The organism is Comamonas brasiliensis, assembly GCF_018292285.1.
GTDB classification, from domain to species: domain Bacteria; phylum Pseudomonadota; class Gammaproteobacteria; order Burkholderiales; family Burkholderiaceae_C; genus Comamonas; species Comamonas brasiliensis.
Genome location: NZ_JAANES010000001.1, coordinates 368,674 through 386,475 on the forward strand (window position 1 = coordinate 368,674; position 17,802 = coordinate 386,475).

The following is a 17,802-nucleotide window of genomic DNA, read 5'->3' on the forward strand; positions in this document are numbered from 1 at the left end:
TCGCAATAATTCTAATGAAATTGGCCTTCCGCGCTTTCTCATCAATGGAAAGCAGCTATGGAAAGCATAGTTTTAAGGTTTGCTTGCACTTCTGCTGGATATCAAGCGCAGTCTGGCGGCATGCCTATGGCAAACTCATCGGCTTCCTGTGTTGAACGCCGTGGGGCGAATATCGAATGCAAAAAATCATTGGTCAGATTGCTCAAGAACTGAATGTCAAGCCGCAGCAGGTGAGCGCGGCAGTGGAGTTGCTCGATGGTGGCGCCACGGTTCCGTTTGTGGCCCGCTACCGCAAGGAGGCCACGGGCGGTTTGGACGATACGCAGCTGCGCACGCTGGACGAGCGCCTGACCTATCTGCGCGAGCTGGACGACCGCCGCGAGACGGTACTCAAGGCCATTGACGAGCAGGGCAAGCTGACCGATGCGCTGCGCCTGGCGATTGCCAGTGCACCGACCAAGCAGGAACTGGAGGACATTTATCTGCCCTTCAAGCAAAAGCGCCGCACCAAGGGCCAGATTGCCAAGGAATTCGGCATCGAGCCGCTGGCTGACAAGCTGTTTGCCGACCCCACGCTGGACCCGCACAAGGAAGCCGAGGCTTTCTGCAAGCCCGCGACGACACTGGACGACGGCAAGCCCGGTCCCGACTTCAGCACCACTTTTGCCGTGCTGGACGGCGTACGCGACATCCTGTCCGAGCGCTGGGCCGAGGACCCGGCGCTGGTGCAGAAGCTGCGCGAATGGCTGTGGGATGAAGGCCTGCTCAAGTCCAAGAAGGTCGAGAGCAAGAACGAAAACGACCCCGAGGTCGCCAAGTTTCGCGACTACTTCGAGTACGACGAGCCCATTGGCCGAGTGCCCTCGCACCGTGCCCTGGCCGTGTTCCGCGGCCGTGCACTGGAGGTTCTCGAAGCCAAGCTGGTGCAACCGGTCGAGCCTGAACCGGGCCAACCCAGCCTCGCCGAGGGCAGGATCGCCCTGCACCTGGGCTGGAGCCATGCCAAGCGCGCCGCTGACGATCTGATTCGCAAATGCGTGGCCTGGACATGGCGCGTGAAGCTAAGCCTGTCCACCGAGCGCGACCTGTTCAGCCGCCTGCGCGAAGACGCCGAGAAGGTGGCGATCAAGGTGTTTGGCGACAATCTGCGTGACCTGCTGCTGGCGGCACCTGCCGGCCAGCGTGCCGTGATCGGCCTGGACCCCGGCATTCGCACCGGCGTCAAGGTGGCCGTGGTGGATAGCACCGGCAAGCTGGTGGATACGACCACCATCTACCCACATGAGCCGCGCCGTGACTGGGATGGCTCGCTGGCCGTGCTCGCCCGTCTGGTGGAAAAGCACGATATCAATCTGATTGCCATCGGCAACGGCACAGCCAGCCGCGAAACCGACAAGCTGGCGGCAGACCTGATCAAGATCGCATCCAAGGCCGACAAGAAGATCGAGAAGGTGGTGGTGAGCGAGGCGGGTGCCTCGGTCTATTCGGCCAGCGAGTTTGCGGCGCAGGAAATGCCCGATATTGACGTGAGCCTGCGCGGTGCGGCATCGATTGCCCGTCGTCTGCAGGATCCGCTGGCCGAGCTGGTCAAGATCGACCCCAAGAGCATTGGCGTGGGCCAGTACCAGCACGATGTGAACCAGAGCGAGCTAGCCCGCCAGCTGGATGCCGTGGTCGAGGATTGCGTGAACTCCGTGGGCGTGGACTTGAACACTGCTTCTGCCCCGCTGCTGACGCGCGTTTCCGGCTTGTCGGGCTCGGTCGCCAAGTCGGTAGTGCGCTGGCGCGATGCCAATGGTTCGTTCAAGAACCGCAAGCAACTGATGGAAGTAGCCGGTCTGGGAGCCAAGACTTTCGAGCAGGCCGCAGGCTTTTTGCGCATTCGCGGTGGCGACAATCCGCTGGATGTCACCGGCGTTCACCCTGAAACCTATCCGGTGGTCGAACAGATCATCCTGGCCACGGGCAAGCCTGTGGATCAGATCATGGGTCGTGGCGAAGTGCTCAAGTCCTTGAAGCCGGAGCAGTTTGCCAATGACAACTTCGGTGCTGTGACCATCAAGGATATTCTGGGCGAGTTGGAGAAGCCCGGCCGTGATCCGCGTCCTGACTTTGTGGTCGCCCGTTTCAATGATGGCGTGGAGGACATCAAGGACCTGAAGGAGGGCATGACGCTGGAGGGTACCGTCAGCAACGTGGCCCAGTTCGGCGCATTCGTGGATCTGGGTGTGCATCAGGACGGTCTGGTGCACGTGAGCCAGATGAGCCACAAGTTCATCGAGGATGCGCGCGAAGTGGTCAAGACCGGGCAGATCGTCAAGGTCAAAGTGCTGGAAGTCGACGTGGATCGCAAACGCATCAGCCTGACCATGAAGCTCGACGCGGCTCCGGCACGTCGCGATGGCCCGCGGGACAATCGCTTTGAAGGTGCAGGCCGCGGCAACAGCTATGGCGGCGGCAATCGCGGTGGCTATGCGCAACCCCAGCGTGGTAACCAGCCCACACAGCAAAATGCAATGGCATCAGCTTTTGCGAAGTTGCAGGGACTGAAGAAATAATCTCCCACCAGGCCGCCATCGAATCCAGATTACAGGCGGCCTTTTTGGTGGGAGCAGAACAATGCGCAAAGCGAGGGGGCGGGTGATATTGCCGGCCATAGGCGTGGCGTTGCTGGTGGTCTTTATCGGCGCCAAGATGACATCACGCGGCTGGATATCGCTGGACAGGGTCAAGCAGAAGGCTCAGACCCAGGTGCCGGCGCCCGTGGTTTGGCCGCCAGCCCTGGCACCAGAGGGTGACAGCTTGTGCCATACCGTCAAGCTCAATCTTGCACAGGTCGACAAGGCCCAGGAAGAGGGCATCGACATAGATCAGCAGCGGCGCTGCATCACGCGTGCCGCGATGGCCGAGCATGAGATGGCCAAAGTGCGTCACGCTGCCGCTCGCAAGCAGCACGAGAGCCAGCGCGGGGAGCAGGCGCGGATCGAGCAGGTCGTTGAGCAACAGATCGCATCGGGTGAAATCACTCTGCAGAATCTGATGCAGGCGCGCGCCGGCAAGGCAACCCGGATCGCGACTGCCCTGTTGCCGGCAGCGCATATGCCCGTCAGGTCTATGCCCGAGCCGCCGTCGCGGTTGTTTGTTCCCATGAGCTATCAGAGCGGCGACCTGAAGCTCAAGGCCTTTGTCACGCCGGATCCTGGTGATGGCAGGAAGCAGCCTTTGATGGTCTGGTTGACGGGGGGAGATACCAATAGCCTGGACGATTTCTGGAGTGAAGGCCCTGCTACCAATGATCAAAGTGCCAGCGCGTTTCGCAAGGCCGGCATGGCGATGCTGTTTCCCACGCTGCGCGGCGGCAATGACAATCCTGGCCAGCGTGAGTATTTCTGGGGGGAAGTGCAGGATGTGGCCGCAGCCATCCTGCAGGCCACGCAACTGCCTTATGTCGATCCGGCCCGCATCTATCTGGGCGGGCACAGCACCGGAGCCACGCTGGCGCTGCTGACAGCAACGGCAGGTTTGCCGGTGCAGGGAGTGTTCGCTTTTGGTCCGGTGGACGAGATCAGCGGTTATGGCTGGCCTGTGAAGTGGGAGCTGATATCGCCGGATGAAAGGCGCTTGCGCTCCCCCGTGCACTGGCTGCATTCCATCAAGAGCCCGACATGGATCATTGAGGGCAGCAAAAGCCCAGGCAATATCAACAGCCTCGACAATATGTGCGCGGCACGAAAGTCGAACCAGCTGCATTGCGTCTCGGTTCAGGGGGGTGACCACTTTTCCGTGTTACAACCCTTGACTCGCAAGCTTGCTGGTCAGTTGGTCATGGGCCTGCCCGTGCAGCTGAAAAGAGATGAACAGCTCTGATATTCCCATGAGCCTTCTTTTGTTCACTTCGGGGGGCGACAACCCGGTCGTCGCTTTTGATCCAGATGAGTCGCGTTAAACCCTTGAGCCTGTCAACTCTGCTGGAGCAGCATGTATTGCTGCCCAGCCAGCCGCGCGCTGTTGCGCTGCTGTCGAGTGAGCTGCGCAAGCCGGAGCCCGGCATGCGCAGCCTGGTGCAATTGTTTTCCACCGATCCGGTCCTGACGGCACGCCTGCTGGCTGCGGCCAACGGGCCGGCGCACCTGCTGGGCCAGCGTGTGCACAGCATTCCCGAAGCGCTGGTGCTTCTGGCGCCGGCTCAGTTGCGGCAGATGGTGCAGAAGGCGACCCCTGTCAGCGCGTCTCATGTCTCGGCGGGCTGGAGTCTGGCAGGCTTCTGGCGCTATAGCCTGGACACGGCACGCATGGCACGCGCACTTGCCATGTCGGTTCAGGCCAATGCCTCGCAGGCCTACGCATTGGGGCTGTTGCATGGTTTGGGGGAGCTGCTGCTGCAGGCCGCTGATCCGGACACATTTCTCAGGCTTTCCGAGCTGCTGGAGCCCATGCATCCCAGGCGTGCGCAGGTGGAAATGCAGCTGATGGGCTATTGCTCGGGACAGATCACGGCCCATCTGGCGCGGCAGTGGAATTGTCCGGACCTCATCAGCGACGCGTTCCAGTTCATGCATGCGCCTATGGAGCAGCCTGTTTTCGAGCCTTTGACGGGAGTGTTGCATCTGGCGATCTGGAGGGCATCAACCCGCGCGCTCAACTGGGGCGAGCGCCAGCTGGCAGTGACATTTCCTGCAGAAACCGGACTGGCTCTGGGCATGGACATCGATATGGTGCTGCGTCAGGCGTCCATAGACTGGCATGCAGGCTCACTGGATGTTCAGTTTTAGGCCCCAATGCCGCCTGCGACGAGGGTTTTGACGGGTTCAGGGCAGGTCTCGTCAGAAATCCGTGGTTACCCAAATTGCTGTTTTTCTTACGCTGAGTTGCAGTTTTAATTGCTAAAAACTATCTAATGATGAATTGGGGAGTTTTTCTCTATATGGTGTCTTGGTCACCCTCTGGAGCTCCCTGCAAGCAACTCTGGTCAGGAGCGCAAAATGGACCCGAACAGTGCAAACAACTCCGGTGAAGCCTTGATGCTCCGACCCATGGCCGTGGAACTGGGCAGTCCTTCCATGTGGCCTGATCACATGGTGGGGCAGCCCGACAAGCCGGTCAGGGTGCTTCTGGTGGACGACGATGCTCACTTGCGCATGGTGATCGCGCAGGAAATCATGAACGACCGTCGCACCATGGTGGTGGCTCAGGCGGACAACATCAAGGATGCAAGAAAAGCCATCCGTCAGCATGAATTTGACGTGATGCTGCTGGATCTGAAACTGGGGGCAGATAATGGCCTCGAGTTGATCGAGGTGATGAAAAGCCACCGTCCGCAGGCCGAAGTCATCGTGGTTTCGGTGGTGGAAACTGAGGAGCAGGTGCTGCACGCCTTCGAACTGGGGGCCACCGGCTATCTGGTCAAGAACTCCTGGTTTGGTAATTACCCCCAGGCAGTGCTGCAGGTCGTCAACGGCGGAGCCTCCATCACCCCCAGTCTGGCCAGGCGCCTGCTGCAGCGGTGCGACAAGCGACCGGCTTCCGGAGCCGTTCCGGGCTCCGACATGTCCGACAGGCTGTCCAGCCGTGAATGCGAGGTTCTGCGCATGGTTGCCAGTGGCAATACCAGCGCAGAGATCGGTGCCAGCCTGGAGATCAGCACCATGACGGTCAACACGCATATCAAGAATATCTACCGCAAGCTCCAGGTGCGCAGCCGAGCACAGGCCGTGCGCTTTGCCTATCTGCGCGGCTGGTTCTAGGCCGCGGCGCTGTCTGCAAACGCGTTCGCCATGTTCTACGCCTGGCATTTGCTTCTGTGGAGTGTGCAGCTGCTGCTGTGGCTGCCCTGGCTTTTGCCGGTGGGAGGGGCGTTTCATTCCGGTCCTTGGTGGACTGCTGTGCTGGGCATGGGGATCAGTGTGGCGGTTGTCGTCTGGTTGCTGCCCCAGGCCTATCGCAGCGCGCTGTGGCGCAGACGTAAAAGTGTGCGTCCGTCGCAAGAGGTGCAGCGGGAGCGCAGACGCATAGCGCAAGCCTTGCATGATGATGTCGGCAGCCAGTTGGTGCAGCTGATAAGCCTGACCGAGCGCAGCATGGATCCGGCGATTCGCAGTGCCGCAGAGCAATGCTTGCTCGATCTGCGGCTGATTGTTGATTCCATGGATAGCCGCAATGAACCCTTGGGCCTTCTGCTGGCACGCTTCAGGCACAGGCTTCAGCCCGTGCTGGATCATCGGGGCATGAATCTGCACTGGGATGTCTGGGTCCCGGAGGTCTATGGCGGCACCGCCAGCCTGCCGTGTGGTGTCATGGCCGAGGAGATCATGGCCGTGGTGAAGGAGGCGGTGAGCAATGTGCTGCAACACACGGATGCGCGTGAACTCTGGGTCACGCTGGCGGCCGTTGAGCAGTGGGAAAAGTCTCCTGATGCGCCGGCGGCCTATGTGCATGCACGATTGAGCATTGAGGATGCAGGCCCCAGCAGGCCGGCCGATGGCAGGCAAAGCCTGGACACCGCTGCTGTCGCCGGCATGGGATTGATCAATATGCGTCGCAGAGCACTCGCCATGGGGGCAAAGCTGAGCATCTCGGCCCGGCCGGGTGGCGGTACCTCGGTCACGCTCAACTGGTGAAGTCGCGGACCTGATGGCGAGCAATGAGGCTTGCAAGCACAATGTCCGCATGAGGTCATCCACAAGAGCATTGCGAATCTATGCCGGCATCAAGGCGCGGCAGTCCATGGCGCAGCGGGGCCTGCAGCCGGATATGGTCAGAGTCATACCTGCGGCGGCAGGTGGTCCCAAGGGGCTGATTCTCGGACCTCTGGATCGCTTCGTCTTTGGACAATGGTTGCAGGCCAGTGCGCAGCCGGTGGATCTGGTCGGAGCTTCTATCGGTGCCTGGCGCATGGCAACGGCCTGTCTGGACGCACCGGTAGCGGCTTTCGAACGGCTGGAGCGCGACTATATTGCCCAGCGCTTTGATCCTCCCGAAGGCCACAAGCGCACGCCTTCTTCACTGGTCAGCGAGCGGTTTGCGCAGTCGCTGCAGGATTTTTATGGCGGGCGTGTGAGCGAGGTTCTGGCGAATCCGCGCTACCGGCTACATGTGATTGCCGCCCGCGGCCGTGGCTTGCTTTCACGCGCATCACCCTGGCGGACTCCTTTGGGCTACGCGGCCGCGTTTGCCAGCAATGCGTTGCACCGGCCTGCTTTGGGCTGCCTGCTGGAGCGTGTAGTCTTTTCCACCTCTGCTAGCGATGCCCTGCATGCTCTTCCTTTCGGTGTTGCGGACATCCGTTCTGCGCAGACACCGCTGACGGAGAGCAATTTCATGCAGGCCTTGCGCGCCAGCTGCTCCATCCCTTTTGTGTTGGATGCCGTGCAGGATATTGCAGAGGCTCCCAAGGGGGCATATTGGGATGGGGGCATTACCGACTATCACATGCATCTGGATTACCTGGCCTCTCGCAGCGGCGATGGGGTGGTGCTTTATCCTCATTTCCAGAAGGCGGTGATTCCCGGCTGGCTGGACAAGGGACTGAAATGGCGTCATGGCTCCAGCTCCTACCTGGACTCGATGGTGGTGCTGGCACCCGACCCTGCATGGGTGGCCTGCCTGCCCAATGGCAAGTTGCCGGACCGGCATGACTTTCTGAGCTACGGCTCCGACCATGATGCGCGTGCCAAGGCCTGGAACGCGGCGACGTCGGCCAGTCAGCAACTGGCCGATGAGTTTGCCGATTGGCTGCATGCACCCGATCTGAGCCGGGTCGAGGCGCTTTAGCTTTCTTGCAAATTGAGACAAAGCCTGACAGCGGAAGGAGGCAGAGCCAGCTGCAATTCCAGATGAGCACACTTTGACTCCGAAAATCACAGACCGTAGTTCACCAACGATGTCCATGTCCGAGAACCGAAACGAGAAGTCTCCGTCCGACGAGTCGTCTCCCTCACCCGAGGTTAACTTTGGTGCGGTTGCGCCCACCAAGCCCTATGCGGGGGCGCCGGTCGAAGTCGAGACTCTCTCGCGAGAGGCGGGCTCGGCTGCAGAGGGCAGGCAGCCTGCGCCCGGTTTGCGGGAGGGTATGGATAGACGTGCCAGGGTCAACATGGCTCCGGGGCTGGTGCATCTGGCCGAAATGCTGCCGGCCCTGCGCTTGCTTATCGGATTGATGATTGCCTCCATCGTGATCCTTGCCCTGTACTTCGGGCGGGACCTGCTGATTCCTCTGGCCCTGGCAATGCTGTTCGGCTTTCTGCTCGACCCTGCTGTCAGCAGGCTCAAGCGCTGGGGGCTGCCGCGAATGGCTTCGGCCATCGTGGTAGTGGCTTTTGCTCTGGCTGCTCTCGGTGGGCTGGGCATGTATCTGGGGAGTCAGGTGCAGCAACTCAGCGCCGACCTGCCGACCTATCAATCGACAATCCGCGACAAATTGCGCAGCCTGCGCAAGAGCGCCAACATGCCAAGTGCCTGGGATGGCGTTTTCAAGACCTACAACACGGTCGAGAAGGAGATCGCCAGCGTGGACAACGCCAGGGCGCGGGTGCAGAAGGTGGAGGTACAGACCCCCGATTCCAAGCCCACCACGCGAATGCTGCAGTGGCTGGGACGTATTGCCGAGCCGGTGACGACTGCCGGTATCGTGCTGCTGTTTGTCATATTGATCTTGCTGGATCGAGACGATCTGCGTGATCGCTTGCTGCGCTTGGTGGGGGGCAACCTCAATCTGGCGACCGATGCGCTGGATGAGGCCTCGCAGCGCATCGGCAAATATCTGCGCATGCAGTTCATTGTCAATGTCAGCTATGGCGTGCCACTAGCCATGGGCTTGTTGCTCATTGGCGTGCCTGGGGCGATTCTCTGGGGGGTACTGGGCGCCATCATGCGATTTGTGCCCTATGTGGGCCCGATGATGTCTGCGGTATTTCCGCTGGCGCTGGCCTTTGCGGTCGATCCTGGCTGGAATATGTTCTTGCTGACTCTGGGACTGATTCTGCTGCTGGAGCTGATCAGCAACAATGTGATCGAGCCGTGGCTGTATGGCTCCAGTACCGGCCTGTCGACCTTGTCCATCATTGTGGCAGCGACCTTCTGGACGGCGCTCTGGGGGCCGATCGGCCTGATTCTCTCCACACCTTTGACCGTGTGCCTGCTGGTGCTGGGGCGCTACATTCCTTCGCTCAAGTTCATGGAGGTATTGCTGGGCAGCGAGCCTGTTCTCGGGCCGCAGCAACGGCTGTACCAGCGTCTGCTGGCTGATGACGCTGATGACGCTATCAGCATGGCCGTGCAGTCGGTGGAGGAGCGCCTGCCCTCGAAACCTGGCCAGGATGACAGAGCCAGTGCCGTCAGGGGGTTCTATGATGAGGTTGCCATTCCTGCTTTGCGTATTGCAACCCAGCAACATTTGGAGTCGGCGACGGCAGAGCATCGCTTGCGGCTGTCCAATGGCATGGCAGCCCTGCTTGAGGAACTGCAGGATCAATATGCATTCAGAAGCCGTGGCGAGCATGCCCGGGCTGCTTCTGATGAAGATGATCAGCGTCGATGCCTGCGTATCCATTGCGCGGGTGTGCGCTGGGAGGTGGATGCCCTGGGCGCAGCCATGGTGGCCCATGCAGAGAGCTTGCATGGTCATGAAGTCAGCTGCTCCGAATGGGCACTTGCCCCGGACTCCAAGTCCCTGCAGTTCGACGTTAATGGCTTGTTGGCGGATCGCGAGTGGACTCGGGCCGTGAAGCAATCGGATCTGTTGGTGCTGTCGATTTTCAATCACCAGCCACAAAGCATGGCGAGACGCATTGTGCGGCGTATTCGTCGCCACTGGCCCGGTGCGCGAGTGGTGCTTTGCCTGTGGAATGCGCCAGCCGTGGCGGCTGATCCTGAATTTTCCCGGCAGACTGGAGCGCAGGCCTGCGTGACCAGTTTGCGTGAGTTGCACCTATGGGTGGAGGCCATGCAGGTTGGTGATCCCGGAGAGAGTGTGATTGCAGCTCCGATTCCCGATGACGATGAGCAGCGCGTCAGAATGCTGCATGAAAGCGGAGTGCTGGCACCTGCATTGACCGCGCTATATCGCGACACGGCCAAGAAAGCCGTCAACGCTTTCAACACCAAATGGGCTCAAGTTTCCTGGGTGGATGCTGAGCGTGTCTTTGCACCGGGCAGTCTGCTGCCGCTTTCGGCGCAAGAGGGCCCTCAGCAAGGCTTTTCTCGTGATAGCTCGGTGTGCTCGTATGTGGTGTATGAAGAAGAGGCCATTGTGGTCGGAGACTTGGCACGAGACCCCCGATTTGCCAACGACTCGATGGTGCAAAGTCTCAAGCTGCGTTTTTACGCGGGCGTGCCATTGACGGACAAAAGAGGCAATGTGCTGGGCTGTCTGTCCATCCTGGATGACGAGCCGCGCAATCTGTCCGATGATGAGCTGGAGGTGCTCGGCGGCATGGCGCGGCAACTGATGGATGATGTGCGTGAAGCGCTCAGGCAAGGTCCTGTTGTTGACGCCTGAGCCGGTTGCTCCATCTGTCAGAGTGAGGTTCCGAGCATCTGCTCATAGTCCTGCGCTGAGGCCAGTCGCGGATTGGTGGCATGGCAGTGGTCCTTGAGCGCACCGTTGATGATGGCATCAAACTGCGTGCGCTCCACCCCCATGGCGGCCAGACCCGATGGCAGACTCAGACGGGCATTCATGTCGCGAACAGCTTCAGGGATATCGCTTCCGCTGCTGAGACCCATGGCATGGGCCATGCGATTGAGGCGGTCCTCGCGCTGCACGCTTTCGGCTTCTGCATTGAAGCGTACGACAGCGGGCAGAAACATGGCGTTGAGCGTGCCATGGTGCAGGCGTGGGTTGATGCCACCCAGGCTGTGGCTCAGGCTGTGTACGCAGCCAAGGCCCTTCTGAAAAGCCATGGCCCCCTGCATGCTTGCACTCATCAGTTGGCGGCGCGCCTCGGCGTCGTTGCCATTGCGCGTGGCCCGCTCGATATGGGCCCATCCCCGGGCCAGCCCGTCGAGGCCGATGCCGTCGGCCGGTGGGTTGAATGCCGAGGCCATAAAGGCTTCCATACAGTGCGCTATGGCATCCATGCCGGTCGCAGCCGTCAGCATGGGGGGCAGACCAAAGGTCAGTTCGGGGTCGCAGATGGCAGCCTTGGGCACCAGGTGCCAACTGTGAAAGCCTAGTTTGCGATGGTCGTTGACAATGATGATGGCTCCGCGCGCGACTTCGCTGCCCGTACCGCTGGTGGTGGGCACGGCAATAAGCGGTGCAACACGCTCGGTGATGCGAGGCGAGCCGCCTTCAATGGTCGCGTAGTGTGAGAGCGGCCCTTCATGCGTGGCTGCAATCGCCACACCTTTGGCGCAATCAATGGCGCTGCCGCCGCCCACGGCGATCAGACCATCGCAGCTCTGGGTTTTGTAGATCTCAGCCGCCGCGCACACTGCTGCCTCGGTGGGGTTGGAGGGAGTCTGGTCAAACACGGCATAGGGCAGGTCGCCTAACGCATCTATCGATTTTTGCAGAATCCCAGCGGCCTTGACGCCGGGGTCGGTCACGATCAGCGGCTTGCTGATACCCACACGTTCGCATTCTTGACGCAGCATGCGCACGGCGCCAAAGTCAAACTGGATCTGGGTGACGAAATTGATAAAGGCCATGGTTCGCTTGCTTGATCAAAAGGAATTCTTGCAATCTAGAAGCCGGACGCTGCAGTGCAAAGACAGCAAACCCTAGGTGACGGCGAAAAGTCGTCTCCCTGGGGACAGGGTTGTTATTCTGGGTAAATGAAGTCGCAAAGAGCGACTTAGCATTCATGCGGGTGTGCAGGGGATGATGGTGCAGAACTAAAGTCGTAAGCGCGCCCGCGCTCAGAAGGCGCTCCCATGGGTTTTTTGACGGTGGCGGATTGCCTTCAGGTCGCTAGCACTTCGGTTTGGCGTACGTCCAAGAGTCCAGAGCAGCGAAAAGCTGGACAAGCATCGCTGGGTCGTGGAGAGAACACACGGATGGTTTGCAGGCTTTGGCAAGCTGCGCATTCGCGTTGAAAGGCGACGAGACATCCACGAAGCGTTGCTGAAACTGGCCGCTGCGATTATCTGTGCACGCTTCGTGGATCGGAGGTGTTAGTCGCTCAAAACAAAACCCGCCTGCAACTCCAGCACCACAGCACGGCCAGCCTCTGTCAGGCTGGCGCGCCAGTGTCCTTCTACATTGTGGATCTGTACCCAGCCGGGGCCGCGCGCGCCGCCCAGCTCCGCATCACCCAGCGCACTCAACTCACGCATCAGCACACTGGCACTTTGCCCCAAATGCTTGCCCAGACGCGGCAATGAAACCGCGTCTAAGCTAGAGCCCTGCAACTGAGCCAGCGTCAGCAGCAGGCGTGTGGCTAACGGCAAATCGTCAGGCATGTGCTGCATCTGGAGCAGGAGCCTTTGTCAGCTCCAAGACCACAGGAATTGATTTAGAAGCAGGTGTTCCAGCCCGCACAGCCACTGCGGTCAACGGCACCAAGGGGTTGGTCTCAGGGTAGTAAGCCGCTAAATTACCGCGTGGCGTGTCATAAGCCACCAGCTTGAAACCATCAGCGCGACGCTCTTGCCCGTCATCCCACACGGTTTGGATGTTGACCCAATCACCATCCCTCATGCCCAGCGCTTTGATGTCTTCAGCATTGATGAACAGCACGCGGCGCTGGCCGTAAACACCGCGATAGCGGTCGTCCATGCCGTAGATGGTGGTGTTGTACTGATCATGCGAGCGCGTGGTTTGCAAAGTAAAAACGCGCTTTTCTGGCACACGTTTTTGCGCACGCTGCTGCGCCGTTTCTGCAGGTACAGCGTGGGCAAAAAATGCGGCCTTGCCCGTTGCAGTTTGCCACACGCGCTCACTGGCCGTATTGCGCAGGCGAAAGCCGCCGGGCGCAGCCACTCTTTGGTTGAAGTTGGCAAAGTCTGGGAAGACTTTTTCAATCTCATCGCGAATCAGCGCGTAATCCTGCGCCAAACCCAGCCAATCAATGCGGCTGCGCGCCCCCAAGGTGGCATGCGCCAAGCGCGCCACGATGGCAGGCTCAGACAGCAAATGTGGCGATGCAGGAGGATTAATGCCCATGGAGATATGCACCATGCTCATCGAATCTTCCACCGTTACGCCCTGAGGCTGGCCGCCTTGCATATCAATCTCGGTGCGGCCCAAGCAAGGCAAGATCAACGCCTGCCTGCCATGCACCACATGACTGCGGTTGAGCTTGGTGGTGACATGCACCGTCAAGTCGCAGCGCTGTAGCGCCTTCCATGTCTCATAGGTATCAGGTGTTGCCGCCGCAAAGTTGCCACCCAAGGCAAAAAATACCTTGCCTTGGCCTGCGCGCATTTGTTTGATGGCCTCCACTGCATCTACGCCATCCGCACGCGGCGGCTCAAAGCCATACACATCACGAATGCGGTCGAGCAAGGCCGCTGGCGGCTTTTCCCAAATGCCCATGGTGCGATCACCCTGCACATTGCTATGCCCGCGCACCGGGCAAGGCCCGGCGCCGGGGCGGCCAATATGGCCGCGCAGCAGCAGCAGATTGTTAATCATCTGAATGGTGGCAACCGAATACGTGTGCTGTGTGATGCCCATGCCCCAGCAGGCAATCACGCTTTGGGCGCCCAAGTAAATGTCGGCAGCAGCCCGCATCTGCGCTTGGGTCAGGCCAGAGGCTTCTTCAAGCGTCTCCCAGCGCTCAGCCTGCACGCTGGCTTGCAGCCCGCTCAAGCCCACCGCATGTTCGGCAATAAATGCGTGATCCAGGACATCACCGCGCTCGGCTTCTTGCTCCAGCACATGTTTGACCATACCGCTCAATGCAGCCAAGTCCCCACCAATGCGCAGCTGAAAGTAATGCGTGCTGATTGGCGATGAACCCAGAGTCGCCATCTCCAGCTTGTCTTGCGGGTCGGCAAAGCGCTCCAGCCCACGCTCGCGCAGCGGGTTAAAGCTGACAATGCGAGCCCCGCGTTTGTGCGCCGCACGCAGCTCAGCCAACATGCGCGGGTGGTTGGTGCCGGGGTTCTGGCCGAAGATGAAAATGGCATCGGCCTTTTCAAAATCAACCAGCTCCACCGTCCCCTTGCCCACACCCAACTGCTCGCGCATGGCGGTGCCACTGGGCTCGTGGCACATGTTGGAGCAGTCGGGGAAGTTGTTGGTGCCGTACTCACGCACAAACAGCTGGTAGAGAAACGCCGCTTCATTGCTGGCCCGGCCCGAGGTGTAGAAGATGGCTTGATTCGGGTCCGGCTGCGCATTCAGGTGTTTGGCGATGATGGCAAAGGCCTCGTCCCAGGCAATGGGCTGGTAACGGTCACTGGCCGCGTCATACACCATGGGTTCAGTCAGGCGGCCTTGGTCTTCAAGCCAATAGTCACTGTACGCCGCCAACTCACTCACCGTGTAGCGGGCAAACAGCTCTGGGCCTGCGCGGCGCGCTGTCGCTTCGGCAGCAACCGCCTTCACGCCGTTTTCACAAAACTCGAACGTCGATGCATGGTTGCGGTCAGGCCATGCGCAGCCCGGGCAATCAAAGCCATCGGGCTGATTGGCCGACAGCAGTGTTTTCGCACCTTTGAGTGGAATGTCTTGGCGCAGCAAGGTGTTCTTCACGCTGTTGAGTGCGCCCCAACCACCAGCGGGACCTTTGTAGAAGGCAATTTTTTGTTCGTGCAAAGCAAGCTCTCCGCCATCTGCTCGATGGTCATCGTCTTGCATTTCAATCGCAGGCCTGAGCTGCGTCAAATCACTTATGGCAATGTCGACATTCAATAGAAAAATGAGAGAAAAAAGTCATTCTATTTATTAGTCTTAAAGGCAATTCAATGCCCATTCATAAGACTTAGAGCAGCTAACACAACCCAGCAAACCGCAGGTTTGCATTTGAGACGAGGCGCAGCAACGACGTATCAAAGGTTGTGTCAGCGGCTCTTAGGGCCTTAGCAAGACCTTCCCTTTGCGGCCCGGCAGCAAGCTTGCGGCTGCTGCCTGAGCAGCATCATTGAGATCGAAAATAGCTTCTGCCGGGAGTTTGAGCTCACCCGACAATACGCGTTGCAGCAGCTCGCCAATCAAGCGCCGCTTGTTGTCAGGCGTCATGGCTTGACTGACCTTGCTACCCCAGAAGCCCTTCACCGTCGCCTGCTTGAAGATCAGAGATCCGGAGTCGATATGCATGGGCTCACCGGCCATGGTGCCAAAGGACACTAAGGTGCCTTCCTCACCCAATAGACCGAGCAGGGATGCACTGGCGGAGCCTCCAATGGAGTCCACGGCCGCACGCGCCATCGAGCCACCAAGAATGGCGCGAGCGCGTTCCTGCCAGTCTGGTTGTGCAGTGGACAAGGCATTGCCGATGCCCAGGCCGGCAAGCTCCTGTACACCTGCATCGCGCCTAACCAGGTTCAAGACGTGCACACCGCGTGCTTTCGCCAACATTGCCAAAGTCTTTCCGACCGCGCCATTCGCCGTGTTCTGCACGATCCATTGTCCTGACTCGACATTGAGAAACTCCAGCAACATCAATGCGCTCAGTGGCATGGCAATGATTTGCGCTGCGGCTTCATCGGGAATAGCTGGTGGCATCGGCACCAGCACATTGGCAGGGGCAAGAAAGTATTCCGCCCAGGTGTTGTGGACTCCCGCGACAGTGACTCGCTGCCCCACTGTCGGGCCTACAACACCTTCACCCAGCGCATCGACAATGCCCACGGCCTCGCTGCCGCCAATCGCGGGAAGCTCAGGCTTGTAGCCGTAGCTGCCGCGGATCGTCCACAGATCATGGTTGTGGATTGGCGCCAGCAAGGTCTTGATGCGCACTTCACCGGCACCCGGTTGCGGGATGGGTCGATCCATCAGCTCGAGAACCTCGGAAGGTTCGCCAAAAGTAGTGTGGATAGCACTGCGCATGACCTATTTCTCCTGGTTTGCGAGCATGGACAACAAGGCTTGGGCCACGCCCTCTGAGCTGGCCGGATTTTGTCCCGTGATCAGGCGTCCATCTGTGACGACATGCACCTGCCAGTCCGGAGCTTTTTCATAGTGAGCACCCAAGCGCATGAACTCGTCTTCGATAAGAAAGGGTACGACGGTGGTCAGGCCGACCGCCGCTTCTTCGCTGTTGCTGAAGCCCGTGACATGGCGGCCGGCGACCAGTGGTTGTCCATCAGCGGCCCGGACATTGATCAGAGCACCTGGCGCATGGCAGACGAGTGCGAGTGGCTTGTTCGCACGCTCAAAAGCTTCCAGCAATGCAATGGAGTTGGGATCATTGGCTAGATCCCACAAGGGGCCATGGCCACCCGGGTAAAACACGGCATCAAAATCGGTGGCACTGACCTGCTTCAGAGGTACTGTCGAAGCCAGAGCGGCCTGTGCTTCGGTGTCTTGGCGAAACCGCTCGGTCGCAGAAGTTTGGGCGGCAGGCTCATCACTTTTGGGGTCCAGTGGCGGTTGACCTCCGGCAGGCGAAGCCAGAGTGATCATGGCTCCCGCATCTTTCAATGCGTAGTAGGGTGCCGCGAATTCCTCCAACCAGAACCCCGTCTTGTGACCGGTGCTGCCCAGCTTGTCGTGGGACGTGAGTACAAACAGAACTTTCATCAATGACTCCTTCGGTGTCGGAAATACAGTGGCTCTTGGCTTATGTGGCTTATGTGGCTTATGTGGCTTATGTGGCTCAGGGGCCCGAGGTGCAAGTCAGCAACTGCTCGGTGGTGTCGCGTGCCTCCAGCAACGGCAATTTGTCTTGACTCAACTTGGCCAGAAGTGCTGCCCCTAGCCACATTTGGTACAGCGCCCGAGCAAGCGCTGGTGATGGCTTGCCGGCGGGCAATGACCCATCTTCACGGGCCTCGTCGATCAGCGCAGCGATTCTTGCCAGCAGGCGCTGCACGCCGGTGTCGAGTACCAGGCGCATGTCTTCGGAGAGATCGGCCACTTCGGCAGCGAGCTTCACCACTAGGCATTCTTCGGCCCATCCAAGCGCGGGGTTGCTGGGTGCTGAAATCCAGGCATCCCAGTACCGCATCAGGCGCTCATGACCATTGCCAGCTTCGCCGAGCAAATCATTGAACTTGTGTCCGTAGCCTTCCACATACTGCTGTAGCAGCACGCAGCCAAAGGCTTCCTTTGACGAGAAGTAGTGGTAGAACGAACCCTTGGGTACGTTGCAAGCTTTAAGAATTTCGAGCAGGCCCAGACCTGCAAAGCCCTTGTGCAGCACCAACCGATACCCCGTATCGAGAATGTGCTGACGTGTCGCTTCGGCCTTTTTGCTGAGGATCATGTGCGTGATTATAAGAATAGACCGGTCGTCTATTTATTTGGTGAGCATGACCCATGTTGCGGAAATGGCTATGTCTGGATGCCTACCGGTAGCTGATCAAGCTTCAATGAGCCTGAGACTAAGCTTAGTCGCTATCGCCACAGGAATAGCCTTGACTGGCCAAGCTTTCACGAACTTTGTGGCAAGAGCTTCATTGCTCCTTGACCTGGGATCAAGAATTGGAGAAGGCAGGGCAAAAGCGATTCAGTGTGGCCACCTACCTCCAAGTCTGCTCGCAGGATGAGTGGGATGCGATTGCAAGAACGCTAAGCGGACTGCCCAGAAAAGCCTTGGGGTACAAAAACTGGGCTGAGATGTTTAACAAATGTGTTGCATCGATCGGTTGAATCTACCCTGGCTATCACAGCCGCTGTGGGGTTGCGCATCCGCGGGCGAGAGGCGGCGCCACCAAGCCACAGCATCTTTGACTAAACTGGTCTGCTTGTGG

At 59.4% G+C, this 17,802-nt stretch carries 13 protein-coding genes and 1 pseudogene; 8 read left to right on the top strand and 6 right to left on the bottom strand.

Features of this window, described 5'->3' with window-relative positions:
* The first annotated feature begins 176 nt into the window (after nucleotides 1–176).
* From DJFAAGMI_RS01755 to DJFAAGMI_RS01785, 7 genes are all read left to right on the top strand, one after another.
* Entirely contained in the window at nucleotides 177–2,558 is a 2,382-nt protein-coding gene (locus DJFAAGMI_RS01755) for a Tex family protein (RefSeq protein ID WP_211455714.1), read from the top strand.
* Nucleotides 2,559–2,619: 61 nt separating this feature from the next.
* Nucleotides 2,620–3,867: an alpha/beta hydrolase family protein gene (locus DJFAAGMI_RS01760; protein ID WP_249333692.1), complete on the top strand. Its 1,248-nt coding sequence runs from the start codon at nucleotides 2,620–2,622 to the stop codon at nucleotides 3,865–3,867.
* A 65-nt stretch (nucleotides 3,868–3,932) separates the two neighbouring features.
* The gene (locus DJFAAGMI_RS01765) at nucleotides 3,933–4,772 is read left to right on the top strand and encodes an HDOD domain-containing protein (RefSeq protein WP_003057060.1); all 840 of its coding nucleotides are present in this window, start codon (nucleotides 3,933–3,935) and stop codon (nucleotides 4,770–4,772) included.
* A 210-nt stretch (nucleotides 4,773–4,982) separates the two neighbouring features.
* Nucleotides 4,983–5,744, top strand: coding sequence for a response regulator (locus DJFAAGMI_RS01770; RefSeq protein WP_211455715.1), 762 nt, complete (start codon nucleotides 4,983–4,985; stop codon nucleotides 5,742–5,744).
* Between the two features lie 30 nt (nucleotides 5,745–5,774).
* Complete coding sequence (locus DJFAAGMI_RS01775) at nucleotides 5,775–6,617, top strand: sensor histidine kinase (protein ID WP_211455716.1); 843 nt, start codon at nucleotides 5,775–5,777, stop codon at nucleotides 6,615–6,617.
* A 133-nt stretch (nucleotides 6,618–6,750) separates the two neighbouring features.
* Nucleotides 6,751–7,770 (top strand): patatin-like phospholipase family protein, encoded by a 1,020-nt coding sequence (locus tag DJFAAGMI_RS01780; protein ID WP_211456689.1) that lies wholly within the window; start codon nucleotides 6,751–6,753, stop codon nucleotides 7,768–7,770.
* Between the two features lie 298 nt (nucleotides 7,771–8,068).
* Nucleotides 8,069–10,495 (top strand): AI-2E family transporter, encoded by a 2,427-nt coding sequence (locus DJFAAGMI_RS01785; protein ID WP_211456690.1) that lies wholly within the window; start codon nucleotides 8,069–8,071, stop codon nucleotides 10,493–10,495.
* 17 nt (nucleotides 10,496–10,512) lie between these two features.
* Here the strand turns inward: DJFAAGMI_RS01785 and DJFAAGMI_RS01790 are convergent, their stop codons facing one another.
* Complete coding sequence (locus DJFAAGMI_RS01790) at nucleotides 10,513–11,649, bottom strand: iron-containing alcohol dehydrogenase (RefSeq protein WP_211455717.1); 1,137 nt, start codon at nucleotides 11,647–11,649, stop codon at nucleotides 10,513–10,515.
* A gap of 310 nt (nucleotides 11,650–11,959) precedes the next feature.
* Here DJFAAGMI_RS01790 and DJFAAGMI_RS01795 point away from each other — a divergent pair.
* Nucleotides 11,960–12,118: pseudogene (locus tag DJFAAGMI_RS01795) on the top strand (transposase); the annotation flags it as partial.
* Here DJFAAGMI_RS01795 and DJFAAGMI_RS01800 read toward each other — a convergent pair.
* The 5 genes from DJFAAGMI_RS01800 to DJFAAGMI_RS01820 all read right to left on the bottom strand — a co-directional run bounded on the left by DJFAAGMI_RS01800 (nucleotide 12,115) and on the right by DJFAAGMI_RS01820 (nucleotide 17,315).
* Nucleotides 12,115–12,402 carry a hypothetical protein gene (locus tag DJFAAGMI_RS01800; protein WP_249333694.1) on the bottom strand — a complete coding sequence of 96 codons (288 nt, stop codon included), beginning with the start codon at nucleotides 12,400–12,402 and terminating at the stop codon, nucleotides 12,115–12,117. The pseudogene DJFAAGMI_RS01795 and the gene DJFAAGMI_RS01800 sit on opposite strands and share 4 nt — an antisense overlap.
* Nucleotides 12,395–14,704 (bottom strand): FdhF/YdeP family oxidoreductase, encoded by a 2,310-nt coding sequence (locus DJFAAGMI_RS01805; RefSeq protein WP_211456692.1) that lies wholly within the window; start codon nucleotides 14,702–14,704, stop codon nucleotides 12,395–12,397. Before DJFAAGMI_RS01805 ends, DJFAAGMI_RS01800 begins: the two co-directional genes overlap by 8 nt.
* A 255-nt stretch (nucleotides 14,705–14,959) precedes the next feature.
* On the bottom strand, nucleotides 14,960–15,937 hold the full coding sequence (locus tag DJFAAGMI_RS01810) for a zinc-binding dehydrogenase (protein WP_211455718.1): 978 nt from the start codon (nucleotides 15,935–15,937) through the stop codon (nucleotides 14,960–14,962).
* Between the two features lie 3 nt (nucleotides 15,938–15,940).
* Nucleotides 15,941–16,630, bottom strand: a complete 690-nt coding sequence (locus DJFAAGMI_RS01815) for a type 1 glutamine amidotransferase domain-containing protein (protein ID WP_211455719.1) — start codon at nucleotides 16,628–16,630, stop codon at nucleotides 15,941–15,943.
* 76 nt (nucleotides 16,631–16,706) lie between these two features.
* A complete protein-coding gene (locus DJFAAGMI_RS01820) occupies nucleotides 16,707–17,315 on the bottom strand; it encodes a TetR/AcrR family transcriptional regulator (protein ID WP_211455720.1) in 609 nt (202 codons plus the stop codon).
* Between the last annotated feature and the right edge of the window lie 487 nt (nucleotides 17,316–17,802).

What these genes read in the sequence shown, in the direction of transcription:
- DJFAAGMI_RS01755 (WP_211455714.1), top strand. Translation starts at nt 177, where the DNA reads ATGCAAAAAATCATTGGTCAGATTGCTCAAGAACTGAATGTCAAGCCG.
- DJFAAGMI_RS01760 (WP_249333692.1), top strand. Translation starts at nt 2,620, where the DNA reads ATGCGCAAAGCGAGGGGGCGGGTGATATTGCCGGCCATAGGCGTGGCG.
- DJFAAGMI_RS01765 (WP_003057060.1), top strand. Translation starts at nt 3,933, where the DNA reads ATGAGTCGCGTTAAACCCTTGAGCCTGTCAACTCTGCTGGAGCAGCAT.
- DJFAAGMI_RS01770 (WP_211455715.1), top strand. Translation starts at nt 4,983, where the DNA reads ATGGACCCGAACAGTGCAAACAACTCCGGTGAAGCCTTGATGCTCCGA.
- DJFAAGMI_RS01775 (WP_211455716.1), top strand. Translation starts at nt 5,775, where the DNA reads ATGTTCTACGCCTGGCATTTGCTTCTGTGGAGTGTGCAGCTGCTGCTG.
- DJFAAGMI_RS01780 (WP_211456689.1), top strand. Translation starts at nt 6,751, where the DNA reads ATGGTCAGAGTCATACCTGCGGCGGCAGGTGGTCCCAAGGGGCTGATT.
- DJFAAGMI_RS01785 (WP_211456690.1), top strand. Translation starts at nt 8,069, where the DNA reads ATGGATAGACGTGCCAGGGTCAACATGGCTCCGGGGCTGGTGCATCTG.
- DJFAAGMI_RS01790 (WP_211455717.1), bottom strand. Translation starts at nt 11,649, where the DNA reads ATGGCCTTTATCAATTTCGTCACCCAGATCCAGTTTGACTTTGGCGCC.
- DJFAAGMI_RS01800 (WP_249333694.1), bottom strand. Translation starts at nt 12,402, where the DNA reads ATGCCTGACGATTTGCCGTTAGCCACACGCCTGCTGCTGACGCTGGCT.
- DJFAAGMI_RS01810 (WP_211455718.1), bottom strand. Translation starts at nt 15,937, where the DNA reads ATGCGCAGTGCTATCCACACTACTTTTGGCGAACCTTCCGAGGTTCTC.
- DJFAAGMI_RS01815 (WP_211455719.1), bottom strand. Translation starts at nt 16,630, where the DNA reads ATGAAAGTTCTGTTTGTACTCACGTCCCACGACAAGCTGGGCAGCACC.
- DJFAAGMI_RS01820 (WP_211455720.1), bottom strand. Translation starts at nt 17,315, where the DNA reads ATGATCCTCAGCAAAAAGGCCGAAGCGACACGTCAGCACATTCTCGAT.